Origin of the sequence: Mesorhizobium sp. M9A.F.Ca.ET.002.03.1.2 (assembly GCF_003952365.1) — a bacterium.
In the GTDB taxonomy this organism is placed as follows: Bacteria; Pseudomonadota; Alphaproteobacteria; order Rhizobiales; family Rhizobiaceae; genus Mesorhizobium.
Genome location: NZ_CP034443.1, coordinates 5,645,278 through 5,661,329 on the forward strand (window position 1 = coordinate 5,645,278; position 16,052 = coordinate 5,661,329).

Annotated in this window: 16 protein-coding genes; 2 read left to right on the plus strand and 14 right to left on the minus strand. The window is 63.6% G+C overall.

Annotation, left to right across the window (positions count from 1 at the left end):
* Positions 1 to 74 precede the first annotated feature (74 nt).
* Together EJ066_RS27320 and hutH are read left to right on the plus strand one after the other, a co-directional pair.
* A complete protein-coding gene (locus EJ066_RS27320; protein ID WP_126043035.1) occupies positions 75 to 1,076 on the plus strand; it encodes an ornithine cyclodeaminase family protein in 1,002 nt (333 codons plus the stop codon).
* Positions 1,073 to 2,554, plus strand: a complete 1,482-nt coding sequence (gene hutH / locus EJ066_RS27325) for a histidine ammonia-lyase (RefSeq protein ID WP_126043036.1) — start codon at positions 1,073 to 1,075, stop codon at positions 2,552 to 2,554. Before EJ066_RS27320 ends, hutH begins: the two co-directional genes overlap by 4 nt.
* Positions 2,555 to 2,616: 62 nt before the next feature.
* Here the strand turns inward: hutH and purU are convergent, their stop codons facing one another.
* The 14 genes from purU to EJ066_RS27395 form a co-directional block, all read right to left on the minus strand.
* Positions 2,617 to 3,498, minus strand: coding sequence for a formyltetrahydrofolate deformylase (purU, locus tag EJ066_RS27330; protein ID WP_126043037.1), 882 nt, complete (start codon positions 3,496 to 3,498; stop codon positions 2,617 to 2,619).
* Complete coding sequence (locus EJ066_RS27335) at positions 3,495 to 4,295, minus strand: 3-methyl-2-oxobutanoate hydroxymethyltransferase (RefSeq protein WP_126043038.1); 801 nt, start codon at positions 4,293 to 4,295, stop codon at positions 3,495 to 3,497. The genes purU and EJ066_RS27335 overlap by 4 nt, the downstream gene beginning before the upstream one ends.
* 117 nt (positions 4,296 to 4,412) lie before the next feature.
* Positions 4,413 to 4,724: a MocE family 2Fe-2S type ferredoxin gene (locus EJ066_RS27340; RefSeq protein WP_126043039.1), complete on the minus strand. Its 312-nt coding sequence runs from the start codon at positions 4,722 to 4,724 to the stop codon at positions 4,413 to 4,415.
* 47 nt (positions 4,725 to 4,771) lie between these two features.
* Positions 4,772 to 5,854 (minus strand): fatty acid desaturase family protein, encoded by a 1,083-nt coding sequence (locus tag EJ066_RS27345; protein WP_126043040.1) that lies wholly within the window; start codon positions 5,852 to 5,854, stop codon positions 4,772 to 4,774.
* Between the two features lie 91 nt (positions 5,855 to 5,945).
* On the minus strand, positions 5,946 to 7,127 hold the full coding sequence (locus EJ066_RS27350; RefSeq protein ID WP_126043041.1) for an aldose 1-epimerase family protein: 1,182 nt from the start codon (positions 7,125 to 7,127) through the stop codon (positions 5,946 to 5,948).
* 16 nt (positions 7,128 to 7,143) lie between these two features.
* Positions 7,144 to 7,926, minus strand: coding sequence for an ATP-binding cassette domain-containing protein (locus EJ066_RS27355; RefSeq protein WP_189644569.1), 783 nt, complete (start codon positions 7,924 to 7,926; stop codon positions 7,144 to 7,146).
* On the minus strand, positions 7,923 to 8,927 hold the full coding sequence (locus EJ066_RS27360) for an ABC transporter permease (RefSeq protein ID WP_245454989.1): 1,005 nt from the start codon (positions 8,925 to 8,927) through the stop codon (positions 7,923 to 7,925). The genes EJ066_RS27355 and EJ066_RS27360 overlap by 4 nt, the downstream gene beginning before the upstream one ends.
* Positions 8,928 to 8,988: 61 nt before the next feature.
* Positions 8,989 to 9,930, minus strand: a complete 942-nt coding sequence (locus EJ066_RS27365) for a substrate-binding domain-containing protein (protein ID WP_126043044.1) — start codon at positions 9,928 to 9,930, stop codon at positions 8,989 to 8,991.
* A 39-nt stretch (positions 9,931 to 9,969) separates the two neighbouring features.
* Positions 9,970 to 10,884: a sugar phosphate isomerase/epimerase gene (locus tag EJ066_RS27370; RefSeq protein WP_126043045.1), complete on the minus strand. Its 915-nt coding sequence runs from the start codon at positions 10,882 to 10,884 to the stop codon at positions 9,970 to 9,972.
* A 26-nt stretch (positions 10,885 to 10,910) separates the two neighbouring features.
* Entirely contained in the window at positions 10,911 to 11,999 is a 1,089-nt protein-coding gene (locus EJ066_RS27375; protein WP_126043046.1) for a Gfo/Idh/MocA family oxidoreductase, read from the minus strand.
* Positions 12,000 to 12,034: 35 nt separating this feature from the next.
* A complete protein-coding gene (locus tag EJ066_RS27380) occupies positions 12,035 to 13,126 on the minus strand; it encodes an ABC transporter ATP-binding protein (RefSeq protein WP_126043047.1) in 1,092 nt (363 codons plus the stop codon).
* A 3-nt stretch (positions 13,127 to 13,129) separates the two neighbouring features.
* Positions 13,130 to 14,221: an ABC transporter ATP-binding protein gene (locus tag EJ066_RS27385; protein ID WP_126043049.1), complete on the minus strand. Its 1,092-nt coding sequence runs from the start codon at positions 14,219 to 14,221 to the stop codon at positions 13,130 to 13,132.
* Complete coding sequence (locus EJ066_RS27390; protein ID WP_126043050.1) at positions 14,218 to 15,195, minus strand: sugar ABC transporter permease; 978 nt, start codon at positions 15,193 to 15,195, stop codon at positions 14,218 to 14,220. Before EJ066_RS27390 ends, EJ066_RS27385 begins: the two co-directional genes overlap by 4 nt.
* Positions 15,192 to 16,052, minus strand: a complete 861-nt coding sequence (locus EJ066_RS27395; RefSeq protein WP_126043051.1) for a carbohydrate ABC transporter permease — start codon at positions 16,050 to 16,052, stop codon at positions 15,192 to 15,194. Before EJ066_RS27395 ends, EJ066_RS27390 begins: the two co-directional genes overlap by 4 nt.

The following is a 16,052-nucleotide window of genomic DNA, read 5'->3' on the forward strand; positions in this document are numbered from 1 at the left end:
CGAATCCGCCGACACTTCGCGATTTCGTTTCGCCTTTGACCAGGCTCCCCTCTTCATCAGGAACCAATCTGCGCATGAAGCCCATCTACATCGATTATCTCAACGCCCTCGACATCGAAGCACTCGCTATGACCGATGCGGAAATCATCGAAGCTGTCGAGGCCGGGCTGGTGGCGCAGGGCAACGGTGAGACGGTGATCGAGCCGCGCGTCCATCTCGAGCCGGACCCTTCCTTTAACGGTCATTTCAACGTCCTGCGCGGCTACGTCGCGCCGCTCGATGCGGCCGGCGTCAAGATCGTCGGCGACTATGTCGACAATTACCTGCACGGCCTGCCGTCGGAATTCGGCATCCTCAACCTGTTCGACCCGCGCACCGGCACGCCGCGTGCCATCCTCGACGCCACAGTGATCACCGACATGCGCACCGGCGCCGTCACCGCCATCGGCGCCAAGCATCTGGCGAAAAAGACATCGAAGGTGCTGGGCCATGTCGGCGCGCGCGGCACCGCCTACTGGAACGTGCGCCTGCTCGACCATCTCTTCGACTTTGACGAGATCCGCGTGCATTCGCGTCGGCCGGAAAGCCGCGACGGCTTTGCCGCAAAGCTGTCCGCCGATCTCGGCAAGCTGGTCACGGCGGTCGCCGACTGGCGCTCCTGCGTCGAGGGCGCCGACATCGTCGTCGAGGCCTCTCGGCTGCCGGAACCGCAGCCGCTGCTGAAGACCGAATGGATCAAGCCCGGCGCGCTGGTGATGCCCTACGGCACGATGAGCGCGGTGGAGCTGTCCCTGACCGACATCATGGCCAAGATCGTCGTCGACGATTGGGGCCAGTGCAAGGGCGGCAAATTCGGCTCGCTGCGCGCCCATGTCGAGACCGGACGCCTGAGCGAACAAACGCTGCACGCCGAACTTGGCCAGATCGCCGCCGGGCTCAAGGCCGGGCGCCAGAGTGACGACGAGACGATCCTGTTCTGGCATCGCGGCCTGTCGCTCTCCGATATCGCGCTGGGCAAAGCAATGCTGGCCAAGGCGCAAGCGCAAGGCATCGGCCAGCGGCTGCGCTTCGCATGAGCGCGCTCGTCCTCACCGGGGCCGGCATCAGGGTCGAGGATGTCGTCGCGGTTGCCCGCGACGGACGCAAGGTGGAGATAGCGCCCGCGGTCATGGAGAGACTGGACAGAGCGCGAAAAGTGCTCGACCGCGCCGCCGCCTCCGGTCAGTCGATCTACGGCCTGAATACCGGTCTCGGCGCCAATCTCGGCACGTCGGTCAGCGGCGACGCCAGCGCCTTCCAGCGCCAGTTACTGGAAGGACGCAGCGGCGCGGTGGGTGACGCGCTGCCGCAAGACATCGTGCGGGCGACGATGCTTGCCCGGGCAGCGATGTTTTCGGCAGGCGGCTCGGGCATTTCATCAGCGGTTTTCGTCGCTCTCATTGAAGCGCTCAATGCCGGCGTGCACCCGGTGATGCCGTCGCTGGGCTCGATCGGCGACAGCGACCTGGTGCTGATGGCAACGCTCGGCCGCATGCTGACCGGCGACGGCGAAGCCGACTTTCAGGGCCGGCGCATGCCGGCGGCCAAGGCGCTGGCGATGGCGCGCCTCGCCCCCGTCAGCCTCGCGCCCAAGGACGGGCTATCGCTGATAAACGCCTCGGCGGTGTCCGCCGGCAGCGGCGCGCTGGCGGTGGCCGACGCAGTGTCCGCCTTCGCACAGCAACAGCAAGCGAGCGCGCTGATCATGGAAGCCATCGGCGCCAACCAGACGATCCTCGATCCGCGCCTGCAGACGGCGCGGCCGGCCGCCGGCCAGCAAGAGGCGGCAAAAGGCTTGCGCGATCTTCTGACGCGCGAAAAGGCGGCGGCGCCGACGACCTTGCAGGACCCGCTGTCGATCCGCTGCATGCCGTCGATCCACGGCGCGCTGCTACAGGCGATCGATCAGGCCAGGCAGGCCGTCGAGATTGAGCTCAACGCCGCCGCCGACAACCCGTTGGTGCTGGGCGACGACGACATGGTGCTGTCGACCGGCAATTTCCACACTGCTTCACTGTCGCTGGCCTTCGAGACGCTTGGCCTGGCCATCGCTCAATGTGCGGCCGCCTCCGCCGCCCGCTTCATCCAGCTCACCGGCTCTGGCCGCAACGGCCTGCCCAAATATCTGTCGCCGGTCGGCGGCGCTTCGGCCGGCTTCGTGCCGCTGCAAAAGACAGTGAGCGCTATCCTCGCCGCCATCCGCCACAAGGCCAACCCGGTGATGCTCGACTTCTTGGCCGTTTCCGAAGCCGTCGAGGACCACGCGACGCAAACACCTCTGGCCGTTTCGAAATGCGCCGAGATGACTGTGCTTTGGCAGCGGCTGATCGCCTTCGAGCTGATGGCTGCCGCACAGGCAGTCGACCTGCGCGACGGCCTGACGCTGGCGCCGGCGACCGCCGCGATCCATGCGGCAGTGCGTGCGCTTGTCCTGCCGCTCAAGGAGGACCGGCCGCTCGGCATCGACGCCGAGGCGATTTACACAGCGCTCACCAGCGGATCGTGGCTGGGATAGCGCCACGTCGCAGGGGCACGCCGCACCAAACTATCCGCGATACCGCGTCAAGCGGCCGCTCGTCAAAAGACGATTGTCTTGTGGCCGTTGAGCATGACACGGGCTTCAAGATGGAGCTTGACGGCCCGCGCCAGCACGCGGCTTTCGATGTCGCGGCCGACGGCCACGAAATCCTCCGCGCTCATCGCATGGGTGACGCGTTCGGTCTCCTGTTCGATGATCGGGCCTTCGTCGAGATCGGAGGTCACGTAATGCGCCGTCGCGCCGATCAGCTTGACGCCGCGGTCGAAGGCCTGGTGATAGGGTTTTGCGCCCTTGAAGCTCGGCAGGAAGGAATGGTGGATGTTGATCGCCCGCCCGTAAAGCCGGTCCGACAGGCCTTTCGAAAAGACCTGCATGTAGCGCGCCAGGACGACGAGTTCGGACCCCGTCTCCTGCACGAGATCCAGCAGCTTCTGCTCCTGCTCCGCCTTGTTTTCCTTGGTTGTCGGCCAGTGATGGTAGGGGATGCCCTCCATCTCGGCGAAGCGGCGGGCGTCTTCATGATTGGAGACGACGGCGGCAACCTCGGCATTCAGCCAGCCGACCCTGATCTGGTAAAGCAGATGGAGAAGCGCATGGTCGAACTTCGAGACCATAACGATGATCTTCGGGCGGCGCGCCTGATCGACCAGCGCGGTCTTCATCCCGAATCGGTCGACGGAGGATTTCAGGGCCCGCTCCAGATCGTCCTTCGTCGAACCTGCCGGGCTGGTGAATGCGATCCGCATGAAAAAGCGATTGCTCTGTCGGTCCCAGAACTGACTGCTCTCGGCGATGTTGGCGCCGTTCGCGGCGAGTTCCGTGGTGACCGCGGCAACGACCCCCGGCCGATCTTCACACGATAGATTGAGAATATGAACCGGCTTCACATCGCCGGTTGCAGCCTTGCTGTCGGGTTTCACGCGCCGTCGACCCTTTTCATGAACAGACCGAGTTGGTCCGGGTCCATATGCACCACATGCTTGTCTTCGGGATAGGCCTGGCTGTTCACGTCGGCGACATATTCGGAAAAGGCGGCCACGCGTTCCGCCTGCAGGCGGTCATATTCGGCGGCGAAATTGCGGTAGACCTTGGAATGGCGGGGCATATGGCCGCGGTTCTGTCCAAGGATGTCGTCGGCGAACAGATATTGCGCGTCGCAGCCGGTGCCCGCCCCCATCGACAGCATGATCAGCGAGGTGCGTTCCGAGATCGCCTTGGCCACCTCGACCGGCACCACTTCGATCTCGGCGCCGACAGCACCTGCGGCCTCGTACTGCTTGACCGCCTCGAAAATCCGCATGGCGCTGTCGGCGGTCTTGCCGACGGCCTTGAAGCCGCCGGTCCAGGTGGCGCGCGACGGGATCAGGCCGACATGGCCGATCACCGGTATATTGTCATCGGCCATGCGCTTGACGGTGGCGAAGCCGGCGCTGCAATAGACCGCGTCGGCGCTCGCCTTGTAGAGCCGAAACGCCCAGCGGACGAAGTCGTCGGCGGTGCCGATCTCGTAGAAATTGTCACCCGGCATGGTGAACAGGCTGGGTGCGGCTTCGCGGTATTGCGGATCGAGCACCAGTTCCGGCGGCACCGAGACGATGTCGACCCCGGCTCTTTCGGCGGCCTCGGCCTCGTCCATCGTCAAAACGCGCAGCATGGTCAGCTGCCGCTTGCCCTTCATGGCGCGCAGGTCTGCGATCGTGGGTCTTTTCCGGCTCATCGATTTTGGTCCCCTTGTTGCGTGTATGGAAGGCGGGTCAGGTTTCAATTCGCATGATCTTTTCCGAACCGAAGGTCAGCGCAGCAAAAACCGGTTCCCACTTTTCGGGATCATGCTCTAGATCTGGATCATCACCTTGCCGGCCTCGACCTTGACCGGATAGGTCCTGAGGTTGACGCAGACCGGAGCTCCCTTAGCCTGGCCTGTTTTGTAGTTGAAGCGGCCATTGTGCTTCGGGCATTCGATTATATCATCCATGACAAGTCCGTCGGCCAGATGCGCCTGCTCATGCGTGCAAAACCCATCCGTGGCGAAGAACTCGTCGCCCGGGGAACGGTAGATTGCGAAGGTGCGACCGCCGTGATCGAAGCGGATGACGTCCTCGTCCTCTACATCGTCCACGGCGCACGCCTCAACCCAATCGGCCATCTCTGCCTTCCGATATCTTTGTCGTGCTGGTGACGCCGCGCGCTGCCCTACTCGGCCGCCATGTTCACGTCGTGGAACTCGCCACGGTAGGGGCGCGCCGTCGGCGGCAGCTCGCGCTTGAGGAAGTAGTCCTCGTATCTGAGCTGCCTCAGCAGAACCGGCCAGACCTCGCGATAAGCATGCCACATCGAAGGGTTCGGCTCCGGCAAATCGTGCTTGATCAGCTCATGCAGCCTGGGCAGCGCATGATAGGGCACCATCGGGAACATGTGATGCTCGACATGGAAGTTCATGTTCCAGTAGATGAACCGGCTGATCGGATTCATGTATACGGTCCGGCTGTTGAGCCGATGGTCGATCACATTGTCGGCCAGACCGATATGCTGCAGCAGGCCGGTCAGCACCATGTGCCAGGTGCCGTAGAGGCGCGGCAGGCCGATGAGCACCAGCGGCACCCACGATCGCATAGTAAGGGCGAGCGCTATCGTGGCGATGTAGATCGCGATATGCCAGCGCGCGGCGGTGACGGCCTTGTGCTGTTCCATCTCTGGCACGTAGCTCTTCTCGTCGGGCGAGAGTTTGCCGAACGCCTGGCGTACCAGCGCCGGCAGCGAATAGCGGAAATCGAGGATCCCGGTGAAGGCGAGCGCCGCGCGCAAAAGGTCCGGCGGGCGCATCACAGCGATCTCGGCGTCGCGTCCGACAATGATGGTGTCGGTGTGGTGGCGGGCATGGCTCCAGCGCCAGGTCACTGGGTTGCGCATCAGCATGAAGCTGGCGATCTGGTAGACCACATCGTTCATCCAGCGCGTCCGGAAGGCCGTGCCATGGCCGCACTCGTGCCAGCGCGAGTCGCTGGAGGAGCCGTAGAGCACGCCGTAGGCGAAGAAGAACGGCACGCACCACCAGGTGCCCCAGAAATAGATACCGCCTGCAGCGGAACCCAGGATGGCCACGATCCAGATGATCGTATCGCGGATCGCCGGGCCGTCGGAGCGCTGCATCAATTCCTTCATCGCCTTGCGCGGGACGTCGGTGTGATACCATTCGGCCGAGGCCAGCCCCGTCTCGATCGCCCTGCGCGCGCTTTCACCGACCAGGCTGTAATCGCGCTTCATTGTGCCAGCCATTGTGACCTCCAAATCCCGATGGGCCGCGAGCCCTCCCTGCTCCGACCGGGACCAACCCCAGAACTGGTGCTTTGCATCGTCCTCGCCATCATCACGACCTGCCTCCGAGAACCGGAAAATTACCTGACGGCTGCGGATAATCCTGCTGCGGCTGCCTGGCGATCGCCGCGATCCGGCTTTCGGCGGTCGCGATATCGTTGGCGCCATCGAGAACCCGGAACACCGCATTATAGGAGCGGCTTTCGCCATGCTCCAGCCAGATCATCTCGCCGCGTTCGCGCGCGGCCAGATTGCCGAGCACGTGATGCGTCGACGGCTCTATGCCCAGCGCATATTGCCCGGCCTGGAAATTCTGCCATTCGTAGGCACAAGGCAACTGGTCCTTGCGGGTGACGACTTCGAGGCCGAGGCCAAGACGGTCGTTGACCACCGCCACCGGCACGTCGCCGCTGGCGTCGGCGCCGAGCTCGTGCTGCCAGACCTGTTCCTGGAAACCCAATTGCGGCGCCGGCACAGTGCGATAGCCCACCTTCTGCGCCTCGTAGCGGTCGCCGGCATGCCCGGCCCAGACCACATCCCGGATCGGCGCCAGATAGCGCGAGCCTTCGTCGAGCACGGGATGGCTGACATTGATGTGGTAGAAATACATATGCGGCGTGCGGTTGAAGCCGTGATTGACGACGCGGTCGCAAAGCCGGATCTCATTGCCGCCGACATCGGCTTCGATGCGACGCAAGAGATGCAGATCCTCGCCGAACACCGTCGACTGCTGGACAGCAGCCTCGGCCCACAGCACGCAGCGGTCGCCGTCCCATGTCTCGCCATAGCCGGTCAGCCGCGCCGGGATGGTGCCGACGCGGCCATGCAGGGAATGGCGCACCGTCCTCTTCGGTAGATAATTGTAGCTGTCGGCCGGCACTTCATTCATGAACAGGATGTGGTCGAGACCGCAAGTCAGCAGCAGGCCTGAAAACGACCGCGCCCAGGCCAGCCCCTCCTCGCCTTCGTACTCATGTAGGCCGGGATGGCGAAAGCCGCTCGGCGAATGCCAGCCAATCGCCTGGCCCTTGAAATCGCAATCGGCGATGTCCAGCGCCCGGTCGACCAGCGCAGTGAAGCGCAATCCCGAGCCGGTGCGGAATTCGAGCATGCGAATGCCGCGCTCGACGCCGTCGCCAAGCGTCATCAGCCGCACGCCGGCAAATTGCGACAGCATGCCGGAGCGCTCCGAGACCTGCCGGCGCGAAAGCGTCTTGCCGTAAAGCTCTACCATGTGACGGCCAGTTCCTTCACTTTGCTCTCGTCTCCTTGAGCAGGGCCGACATGTCGGCCCCGGTGATGATGCTTTCCACCGTCAGAAGGTCGGTATCAGCGACCGTCTGCTCGGCGACGATCTCGCCGCGGCGCATGACGATGATGCGGTCGGCGACCTGGAAGACGTGATGGATGTTGTGGGTGATCAGCAGCACCGAGTGACCAGCCGCGCGCACTTCCTTGACGAAGCGCAGCACGCCATGCGTTTCCTCGACGCCGAGATTGTTGGTCGGCTCGTCGAGGATGATGACCTTGGCGGCGAACTGCATGGCGCGCGAAATGGCGATCGACTGGCGCTCGCCGCCCGAAAGCGTACTGACCAGCGCATCGGCATCGAGCTTTTTCGAGATGCCGACGCGCTTCAAAAGCGCCGATGCGGCGTCGCGCAGCTTGGCCAGATCGAGCGGTGCGAACACGCCCAGCCATTTCAAGTTGACCGGCTCGCGACCGAGAAAGAGATTGCGCGCGATACTCAGGTCCGGCGCCAGCGATGTGTCCTGGTGGATGGTCTCGATGCCGAGATCCATCGCGTCGCGCGTCGAGCGGATCGAAACCTTCTGGCCGCGCACATAGATGTCGCCGCGGTCGACGGGAAACACGCCGGAGATCGCCTTGATCAGCGTGGATTTGCCGGCTCCGTTGTCGCCCAACAAGGCCACCACCTCACCTTCATTGAGTGCGAACGACGCGTTCTTCAGCGCGCGGACGCTGCCGAACGATTTTTGCAGATTCTGCAGCCGAAGCACTTCCATGGTCAGCTCCTTGCGGCGTTCTTCTGCAGCAAAGCGTGCAGGATAAGCATGGCGAGGATGATGACGCCGACGAAGATGTTGTAGGCGAGGCCGGGCACGCCGATCAGCACGATGCCGTTGCGGATGGCGCGCAACATCAAGGCGCCGACGATCGTGCCCAGTATGGTGCCGCGTCCGCCTGTCAGCGCCGTACCGCCGACCACCACCATGGCGATGACTTCGAGCTCGTAGCCGGTGCCGGCCACCGGCGACGCGGCCGAGATGCGGAAGGCGCTGATCATGCCGGCCAGTCCGGCCAGCACCGAGGTCAGGATGAACAGCCAGATCTTGACCGCATCGGCCGGCACGCCGCGCGCCACCGCTGCATTGCGATTGGAGCCGATGGCGCTGATCCAGTTGCCGAGCTTGGCGTAGCGCAGCATATAGATCGCCAGCAGCGACAGGCCGACGAACCACCACAGCGAGGTGTAGAACCGGAACGAACCGATGTTGAAACTGCCGGCGAGCAGCGTCACGAAGAAGCCGGGCTGGTCCCAGGATTTCAGCGGGAAGCCTTGCGTGATGTAGAGGGCGGCACCCCGCACGACGAGCAGCATCGACAGCGTGACCAGGAAGGAGGAGATGCCGATCTTGGTGACGATCAGCCCGTTGATGGCCCCGATTGCCACGCACAGCAAAAGCCCGGCGAGCAGCGCCACGCCGATATCGGCTTCGCCGTTCTGCACCAAAAGCATGACCACGACCGGCGCCAGACCGAACACCGCACCGACCGAAAGGTCGAACTCGCCCGCCGTCAGAAGCAGCGTCATGCCAAGTGCAATGATGCCGAGTTCGGGCAGGAAGGCCATCATGTTGGAGATGTTGAGCGGTGACAGGAAATTGGCGTCGGCGATGGCGAACACCGCCAAAAGCACGATGAGGATGACGGCCGAGGAGAATTGCGGCGAGCGGACCAGGCTCGACCTGCGTTTGGCGCCCGGCATTTCTTCTTCTGCGGCAATTGTCATGACGGCTTGGACCATACTTCAGCAGGACGCCCGCCGCCTGCGCGCCGGGCGTCAGTTTCAATCACTTGTCGTAGAGTTTCAGGATCGGTTCGACGCTTGTCGCGTCGTACAGGCTGAAGGTGTGGATGTCGTAGCCGATCGGTTCGCCCGAGGCCGCCAAGCCGAGCAACGCGACCGGCATGAAACCCTGCGCCGACGGGAACTGCCAGGCGGCCGCGTTGACGAAGCCGGCCTTGACGGCTTCTGCGGTTTCCCTGGAATTGCCCCAGCCGACAACCGGGATTTTGCCGGCCGGCACGCCGGCGCCGTCGAACACCCGCTTGATGCTGGCGGCGACGGAATCGCCGAGCGCGATGATCGCCGGCGGATTGTTGGCGACCATGTAGTCGGTCATCTTGGCGATGATGCCGGCCGGATCGGTGCCGCAATCGACCACGTCATATTTGATGCCAAGCGGATCGAAGACGCTGGCGATGCCTTCGGTCTCGAGCTGCTGGTAGCTGGCGCCCGGCACTTCCACCGGCAGGAACACCTTGTCGCCCTCCTTCACCATCTTGTTGTCGACCAGGTACTTGGCCCAGATGGCGCCGGCCTCCTTGAGGTCAGCGCCGACATAGGCCTGCCGCCCGGTCGCCGGATCGTCGGTGTTGAAGAACACGATCGGGATGCCGGCAGCCTTGGCTGCCTTCACCTCCTCCGTCCACAGACCGGGCTGAGCCGAGGTGGTGCCGATGCCGTCGGGCTTGGCGGCAAGTGCCGAGTTGAAGGCTTCCTTCTGCGCCGCCATGTCGCCGCCGCTGAAGGAGATCTTGCAGGTCACCTTGAGCTGGTCGCAGGCCTTGGTGGCGCCGGCATTCCAGTCGAGCCAAAACGCATCCGACGGGCCGCCATGCGACAGGAGATAGAACGTCTTCTGGCCGTCCTGTGCCAGCGCCGGCGCACTGAATGCGATGCCGGCGAACAGCGTCGCGGCTCCCGCCGCTTTCAATCCGAATTTCAACATTTCGCTTCCTCCATTGTGTTTCTCCGGGTGCGCGGCCTGTCACAGGCCGGTGGCGCGGAACTTGCCGTCGAGGAATTTCTTGGCGCGCGGCACGTCGTCTTCCGAGAGATGCTCTATGATGACCGGGATGTTCGGATGCTTTTCGGCGAGCCGCTGGAGATAGAGGTCGTAATTCAGCGAACCGAGGCCGGGCGCCGGCAGCTCGATCTCGCCGACACCGCGGAAAGTGTGGCTCTCCAGCGCGTCCTCGTCGCCGATGTCGGCGTGCTTCTCCGACTTATCGCCGCCCGAGCGCTTGACGTCCTTGGCATGAGCTATTTTGATCTTGTCGGTCAGCGTGTCGAACACCTGGTTCAGGATCTGGTCCATCCTGTCGATGTTGTGCGTCTCGAAATAGTTGGTCGGGTCCATCAACAAGCCGAGGCCGGGATGGTCGACCTGCGCGAACATCTTCACCGTCTCCTCGACCGAGCCGACGACATTGTTGACATAGGTTTCGAGCAGGAAGATCGCGCCGTGGTCGTAGGCCGTCTGGGCAAGGTCGGCGATGACCTTGCGGCATTCCTCAAACCCCTCCTCGGTCTTGTTCTTGGGATGGTGCACCCAATCGGACTCGGTGTTGTAGGTGCCGGTTTCCGAGATCACGTAAGGCGAGCCGAAATCGCGGGCACTGCGGATGATCTCCTTGAGATAGCCGACACGCTTCTCGCGTTCCGCTCTGTCCGGATGGATGATGTTGGTGTAGCCCGACACGCAGCACACCGGCAGATTGTGGTCGCGGAAGGTGTCGCGAACGGTCCTGGCCTTGTCCTTGGTGATCTGCCCGGCGGACAGGTCGAGATCCCTAAAATGCAGGTCGAGCTGCACCGTGTTGAAATCGAGCGCGCGGATCTTCTGCGCGGTTTCCTTGAGGCCGTACGGGAAATAGCCCGTGAAGATACCTGCCTGCATCATGATATGAAGTCCTCCCTGTAAGTGATTCAGTTGATTGAGATTTCGGACAACTTGACCGTGCGACCCTCGTCGATCGAGCGATAACCCGCTTCGATCAGCGCCATGGTCTTGACGTTGTCGGCGACGGAAAGGGCGGGCGGCTCACCTGTCTTCACCGCGTGCTGGAGCTGCTCCATCACGCCGATGAAGGCATGCGGGAACCACATCGTGTTCCAGCTTGGCGTCACCCATTCGCCGCCGGTGGTCTCGGTCGAGGCATAGGTCAGCGTCGAGGCGGAGCCCGTCGGCCAGCCGATCGTGCCCTTGGCGACGCCCTTCATGCCGTCGACGCGCCAGTTGATGTGCTGGTCATCCTTGTAGCCGTCCTGGCGCGGACCGGACCAGACATCCTCCAGCGACACGGCGAGCACCCCGGACGGAAACCGCATCGTCGACACGGTGATGCCGTCTGAATGGTCGAAACGGGTACGCGGATCCTTGCGGGTCAGCGTCGTTATCTCGTCCGGATCGCCGAACAGGAAGCGCAGCACGTCGAGATGGTGCACGCTCATATTGGCAAGCGTCAGCCGGTCGTAGTCCTCGAGGAACGTCTGCCAATGCGGGATCGCGTGCATGTCGATCTGCGCGAAGACGATATCGCCGAGCGCGCCGCTATCCATGATCTGCTTCAGGACGCGCATCGACTGGTCGTAGCGCATGTTCTGGTTGACGGAGAGGATCTTGCCGGCCTTGGCAGCTTCGTCCCGAAGTTCGATCGCATCCATGAGCGACAGCGCCAGCGGCTTCTGCGCCAGGATCGCCTTGATGTGCTTCTGCTTCAGCGCGTGCCGGATCAGCGCCGGCTGCTGGTCCGGCGGAAAGGCGAGGTCGATGATCTCGACGTTTTCGTCCTCGATGAGCTGTTCCGGCGTGTCGTGGACGGTCGGGATCTCCCAGCGCTTGGCGACTTTCTCGGCGCTGGCCTTGGTCCGCGAGGCGATCGCCACCACGGGAAAGCCAGCTTCGTGATAGGCGGCGAGATGGCATTCGGCCATTATCATGCCGGCGCCGACGCAGCCGATCTTGTATTCCCTGGTGCGGACCTTCACGTCCGGCTCGAAGCCTGTGCCTGCCATTTCTTCCTCCCGAAGCTCGTTTCTTGCAGCCGCTGTCATCGTGCCAGCGCTCCTCCGCCCTGCCCGAAATAATGCACTTTGGCCGGCTCGCAGGATATCGCCACCATCGCGTCCGGCCTGATATCAGGTTGGCCGCGCAGCAGCGCCCTGAGGCGCGCCTGCCCGGCAGCGAGCGTCACCACGGTGTAGCCGCCAAGCGGTTCGACCTCGAACACCCGCGCCGGGCGGCCCGCGCGCCCATCGGATTTTGCGGCATCCGATATTCCCTCGCCAAGCCAGGGCCGCACCTTGATGTCTTCAGGCCTGAGCCCAATCTCGACGGCATCGGCTGGAGCCGCCTTATCCAGGATACGGATCGTGCCTTCGGCCGCCTCGACGCCGCCCTCACCGCGCACCGATTTCAAAATGTTCATCATCGGCGAGCCGAGCAGCCGCGCCACATAGGTGCTGGCCGGGCGATCATAGATCTCGGCCGGCGCGCCGATCTGCCTGATCTTGCCATTCTCCAGGATAGCGATGCGATCGGCGACCGACATCGCCTCTTCCTGGTCATGCGTGACATAGACCAGCGTCTTGCCGAGCTCGCGCTGGATACGCTTTAGCTCGACGCGCGTCTCTTCGCGCAACCTGGCGTCGAGCGCCGAGATCGGATCGTCCATCAGATAGGCGGCGGGATCGCGCACCAGCGCACGCGCAATCGCCACGCGCTGCCGCTCACCGCCCGAAAGCTGCGCCGGCGGCTTGTGCAAGATATGGCCGATATGCAGCTTGGCCGCGACGTCGGCGACGCGCATTTCGATCCCGGCTTCGGCGACCCTGCGCTCGACCAGCGGAAAGCGGACATTGTCGCGCGCGCTCATATGCGGAAACAGCGCCAGGTTCTGGAACACCATGGCGACGTTGCGCTCGGCCGGCGACACCGCGTTGACCGGTCTGCCGCCGATCAGGATCTCGCCGCTGTCGGGAACTTCCAGCCCAAGTATGAGGCGCAGCAACGTCGACTTGCCGGAAAGCGGCGGTCCGAAGAAGCAGAAGAATTCGTTGTCGTTGATCGTGAGGGAGGCATCGTCGACGGCGAGCGTGCTGCCGTAACGTTTCGTCACATTGCTGAAGACGATGTTGGCCATGTCTCAACCCGCTCTCATGGCGCGACCGCTGGCGGCGTCGAAGACGCGCACCGACTGCGCGGCCGGCGCGACGACCGCTGTTTGCCCGATGGCCAGCCCGACATCGTTGTCGAACACCGCCTTCACCGCGCTCTCGCCCTGGCCGAGATGGACGATGGTGCGCGCGCCGATGCGCTCGACGAAAGTCACCGGCAAGGACAGCCCCTGGCCGCGCTTGACCAGCGCCGCCTGTTCCGGGCGGAAGCCATAGAGCACGTCGCCGCGCGCATCCCGCACCGCGGCGGCGATTTCAGCCGGCAGCGGCGGCGTGGCGCCGAGCGTGCCGAGGTCGACGACCAGGCCGCGGTCGCTTTCGGCCGGCCTGCCCTTGAGCAGGTTCATGCCGGGCGCACCGATGAAGCGGGCGACGAAGACATTGGCCGGATTGTTGTAGACCTCGAGCGGCGTACCGACCTGCTGCAGCACGCCATGGTCCATCACTGCGATGCGATCGGCCATGGTCATCGCTTCGAGCTGGTCATGGGTGACATAGACCATGGTTTGCCGGAACTGCCGCTGCAGCTGCTTCAGCTCGGTCCGCATCACCGCCCGGAAGGCGGCGTCGACATTGGACAGTGGTTCGTCCAGCAGGAAGATCGCCGGCTCCATGATCGCCGAGCGGCCGATCGCCACCCGCTGCAATATGTTGACCGACAGCCTGTCGGCCTTACGGTCGAGCAGCGGCGTCAGTTGCAGCATCTCGGCAATGGCGCCGACGCGGCGATCGATCTCGGCTTTTGGCGCGCCGCGCATCTTCGGGCCGTAGGCGAGGTTCTGCCGCACGGTCATATGCGTGAAGATCGCATAATTCTGGAAGACGAAGCCGACGCCGCGACGCCCTATCGGCACGCCGGCCATGTCGCGCTCACCGAACAGGATCTTGCCGCTGGTCGGCTCTTCCATGCCGGCGATCATGTTCATCGTCGTCGACTTGCCGCAGCCCGACGGCCCCAGCAGCGCCATGAACTCACCGTCGGCGATGGCGAGATCCATCGTCTTCAGCGCAGTGAAGTCGCCAAATTTCTTGACCAGGTCCTGCAGATGGATCGCGCTCATGCCGTCACTTCCCGTGCCCGGGCCATGCGCTTCATCGCGAAGACCGCGGCGATGGACAGCACGATCAGGATGGCCAGCGCGATCGCCGCGACATAGCCCCAGATCAGATCCTGCGTAGTAAGCTTGTAAATGTAGACCGAGATGGTTTCAGTGGCGACGCCGGGACCGCCGCCGGTCATGATGTAGAGCGTGTCGAATATCTTGAAGTTCTCGATCGCCCTGATCGCCAGCGCGATGATGATGATCGTCTTCATCTTCGGCAGCACGATGGTGACGAAGCGCTGCCAGGGATTGGCGCCGAGCAGCGTCGCCGCCTTGATCTGGTCCTCGGGCACGCCGACCAGGCCGGCGAGCAGGATGAGGAACATCAGTGGGGTCCATTGCCAGATGTCGGCGACCATCACGGCGACGAGCGCCAGCGTCGGGTCCGAAAGCCAGGCGATGGTGACGGGAAAGCCCGATATCGACGACAGGATGTCGTTGACCGGCCCGCCCGACTGGAACAGCATGAAGAACATATAGCCAGCCACCGCCGGCACCACCATCATCGGCATCAGCAGGATCGAGTAGAAGATCCGCTTGCCGGGAAACTCGTCGGCAAACAGCGTGGCGAGCGCGAGGCCCAGCAGGAATTCCGCCGGCACGCAGACTATCATGACGATGGCCGTGCGCTTCAGCGCGCTCCAGAAGCGCGCGTCGGCGGCAAGATCGGTGTAGTTGGCGAAATTGTTCCACAGCGACCAGGCACTCCACCAGCCGAGGCCGGACAGCGGCGACCAGTCCGTCAGGCTGATGTAGAGCTGCATCAACAGCGGGAAGACCGCGATGAACAGCACCAGGATCTGCGCCGGCAGCGTCAACCGGAAGCCGAGCTTTGCCCCCTCGTCCCGAAGGGCCGGCTTTGCCTGGACGGTTTTCCCGTTGTCTTCCAAAATGGGAGCGTCCTCCGAAGTCGTGGCCGTCACCGCGCTCATTGCTTGAGCGCTCCGAAGGTCAGCCCGCGCACCAGATGGCGCTGGATGGCGATGCCCATGACGACAGGCGGCACGGCGGCGATGAGGCCGAGCGCTGCTTTCGCGCCGTAGAGCTGTCCGGTCATCGAGGACGACAGCGAGGCCATGTAGACGGGCACCGTCACCCATTCGCGTGTCGTCAGAAGCAGCGCGATCAGATAGTCCGACCAGTTCAGGATGAAGACGAAAAGAGCCGCACTGGCCAGCGGCGCGCGCATCATCGGCAGCGTGATGCGGGTGAAGACGCGCCACCGCGAACAGCCCTCGACCAGGGCCGCCTCCTCGATCTCGCGCGGCATGTCGTCGAAGAAGGTCTTCATCAGCCAGAAGGCGAAAGGCAGTGTGACGATGCCATAGATCAGCGACAGCCCCCACCAGCTATCGGTGAAGTTGAGGAAGGCCCACATGATCATCACCGGCGTCATCACCGCCATCGGCGGAAACAGGCGAAGCTGGATCAGCGCCAGCGGCAGGTTCTGGCCCGAGCCGAAGCGCGACAGCCCGTAGGCCGCTGCGGTGCCCGCGGACATGGCGATCGCCGTTCCGAACACCGCCGACAGCAGCGACGAGGCGATCGGCTTCAGGGCGGTGCGGTCGAGCGCGACGATCAGATTGTTGGTCGATTCACCGAAGACGAAACGGAAATTGCTGAGCGTCGGCTCCTTCGGCCACCAGGTCAGGTCGGCGCCGGTCGCTGACCATTCGGCGATCGGCTTGAAGGCCATCGACACCATCCAAAGGATCGGCACCAGCGTCATCGCCATGGCCGCAAGGATCGCCGCATAGCGGAATATTTCGAAGGGAACGGAACGCTTCAT

Coding starts and splice junctions, on each gene's coding strand:
- EJ066_RS27320 (WP_126043035.1), top strand. CDS start 75: ATGAAGCCCATCTACATCGATTATCTCAACGCCCTCGACATCGAAGCA.
- hutH (WP_126043036.1), top strand. CDS start 1,073: ATGAGCGCGCTCGTCCTCACCGGGGCCGGCATCAGGGTCGAGGATGTC.
- EJ066_RS27335 (WP_126043038.1), bottom strand. CDS start 4,295: ATGAGCCGGAAAAGACCCACGATCGCAGACCTGCGCGCCATGAAGGGC.
- EJ066_RS27340 (WP_126043039.1), bottom strand. CDS start 4,724: ATGGCCGATTGGGTTGAGGCGTGCGCCGTGGACGATGTAGAGGACGAG.
- EJ066_RS27345 (WP_126043040.1), bottom strand. CDS start 5,854: ATGGCTGGCACAATGAAGCGCGATTACAGCCTGGTCGGTGAAAGCGCG.
- EJ066_RS27350 (WP_126043041.1), bottom strand. CDS start 7,127: ATGGTAGAGCTTTACGGCAAGACGCTTTCGCGCCGGCAGGTCTCGGAG.
- EJ066_RS27360 (WP_245454989.1), bottom strand. CDS start 8,927: ATGACAATTGCCGCAGAAGAAGAAATGCCGGGCGCCAAACGCAGGTCG.
- EJ066_RS27365 (WP_126043044.1), bottom strand. CDS start 9,930: ATGTTGAAATTCGGATTGAAAGCGGCGGGAGCCGCGACGCTGTTCGCC.
- EJ066_RS27370 (WP_126043045.1), bottom strand. CDS start 10,884: ATGATGCAGGCAGGTATCTTCACGGGCTATTTCCCGTACGGCCTCAAG.
- EJ066_RS27375 (WP_126043046.1), bottom strand. CDS start 11,999: ATGGCAGGCACAGGCTTCGAGCCGGACGTGAAGGTCCGCACCAGGGAA.
- EJ066_RS27380 (WP_126043047.1), bottom strand. CDS start 13,126: ATGGCCAACATCGTCTTCAGCAATGTGACGAAACGTTACGGCAGCACG.
- EJ066_RS27385 (WP_126043049.1), bottom strand. CDS start 14,221: ATGAGCGCGATCCATCTGCAGGACCTGGTCAAGAAATTTGGCGACTTC.
- EJ066_RS27390 (WP_126043050.1), bottom strand. CDS start 15,195: ATGAGCGCGGTGACGGCCACGACTTCGGAGGACGCTCCCATTTTGGAA.
- EJ066_RS27395 (WP_126043051.1), bottom strand. CDS start 16,052: ATGAAGCGTTCCGTTCCCTTCGAAATATTCCGCTATGCGGCGATCCTT.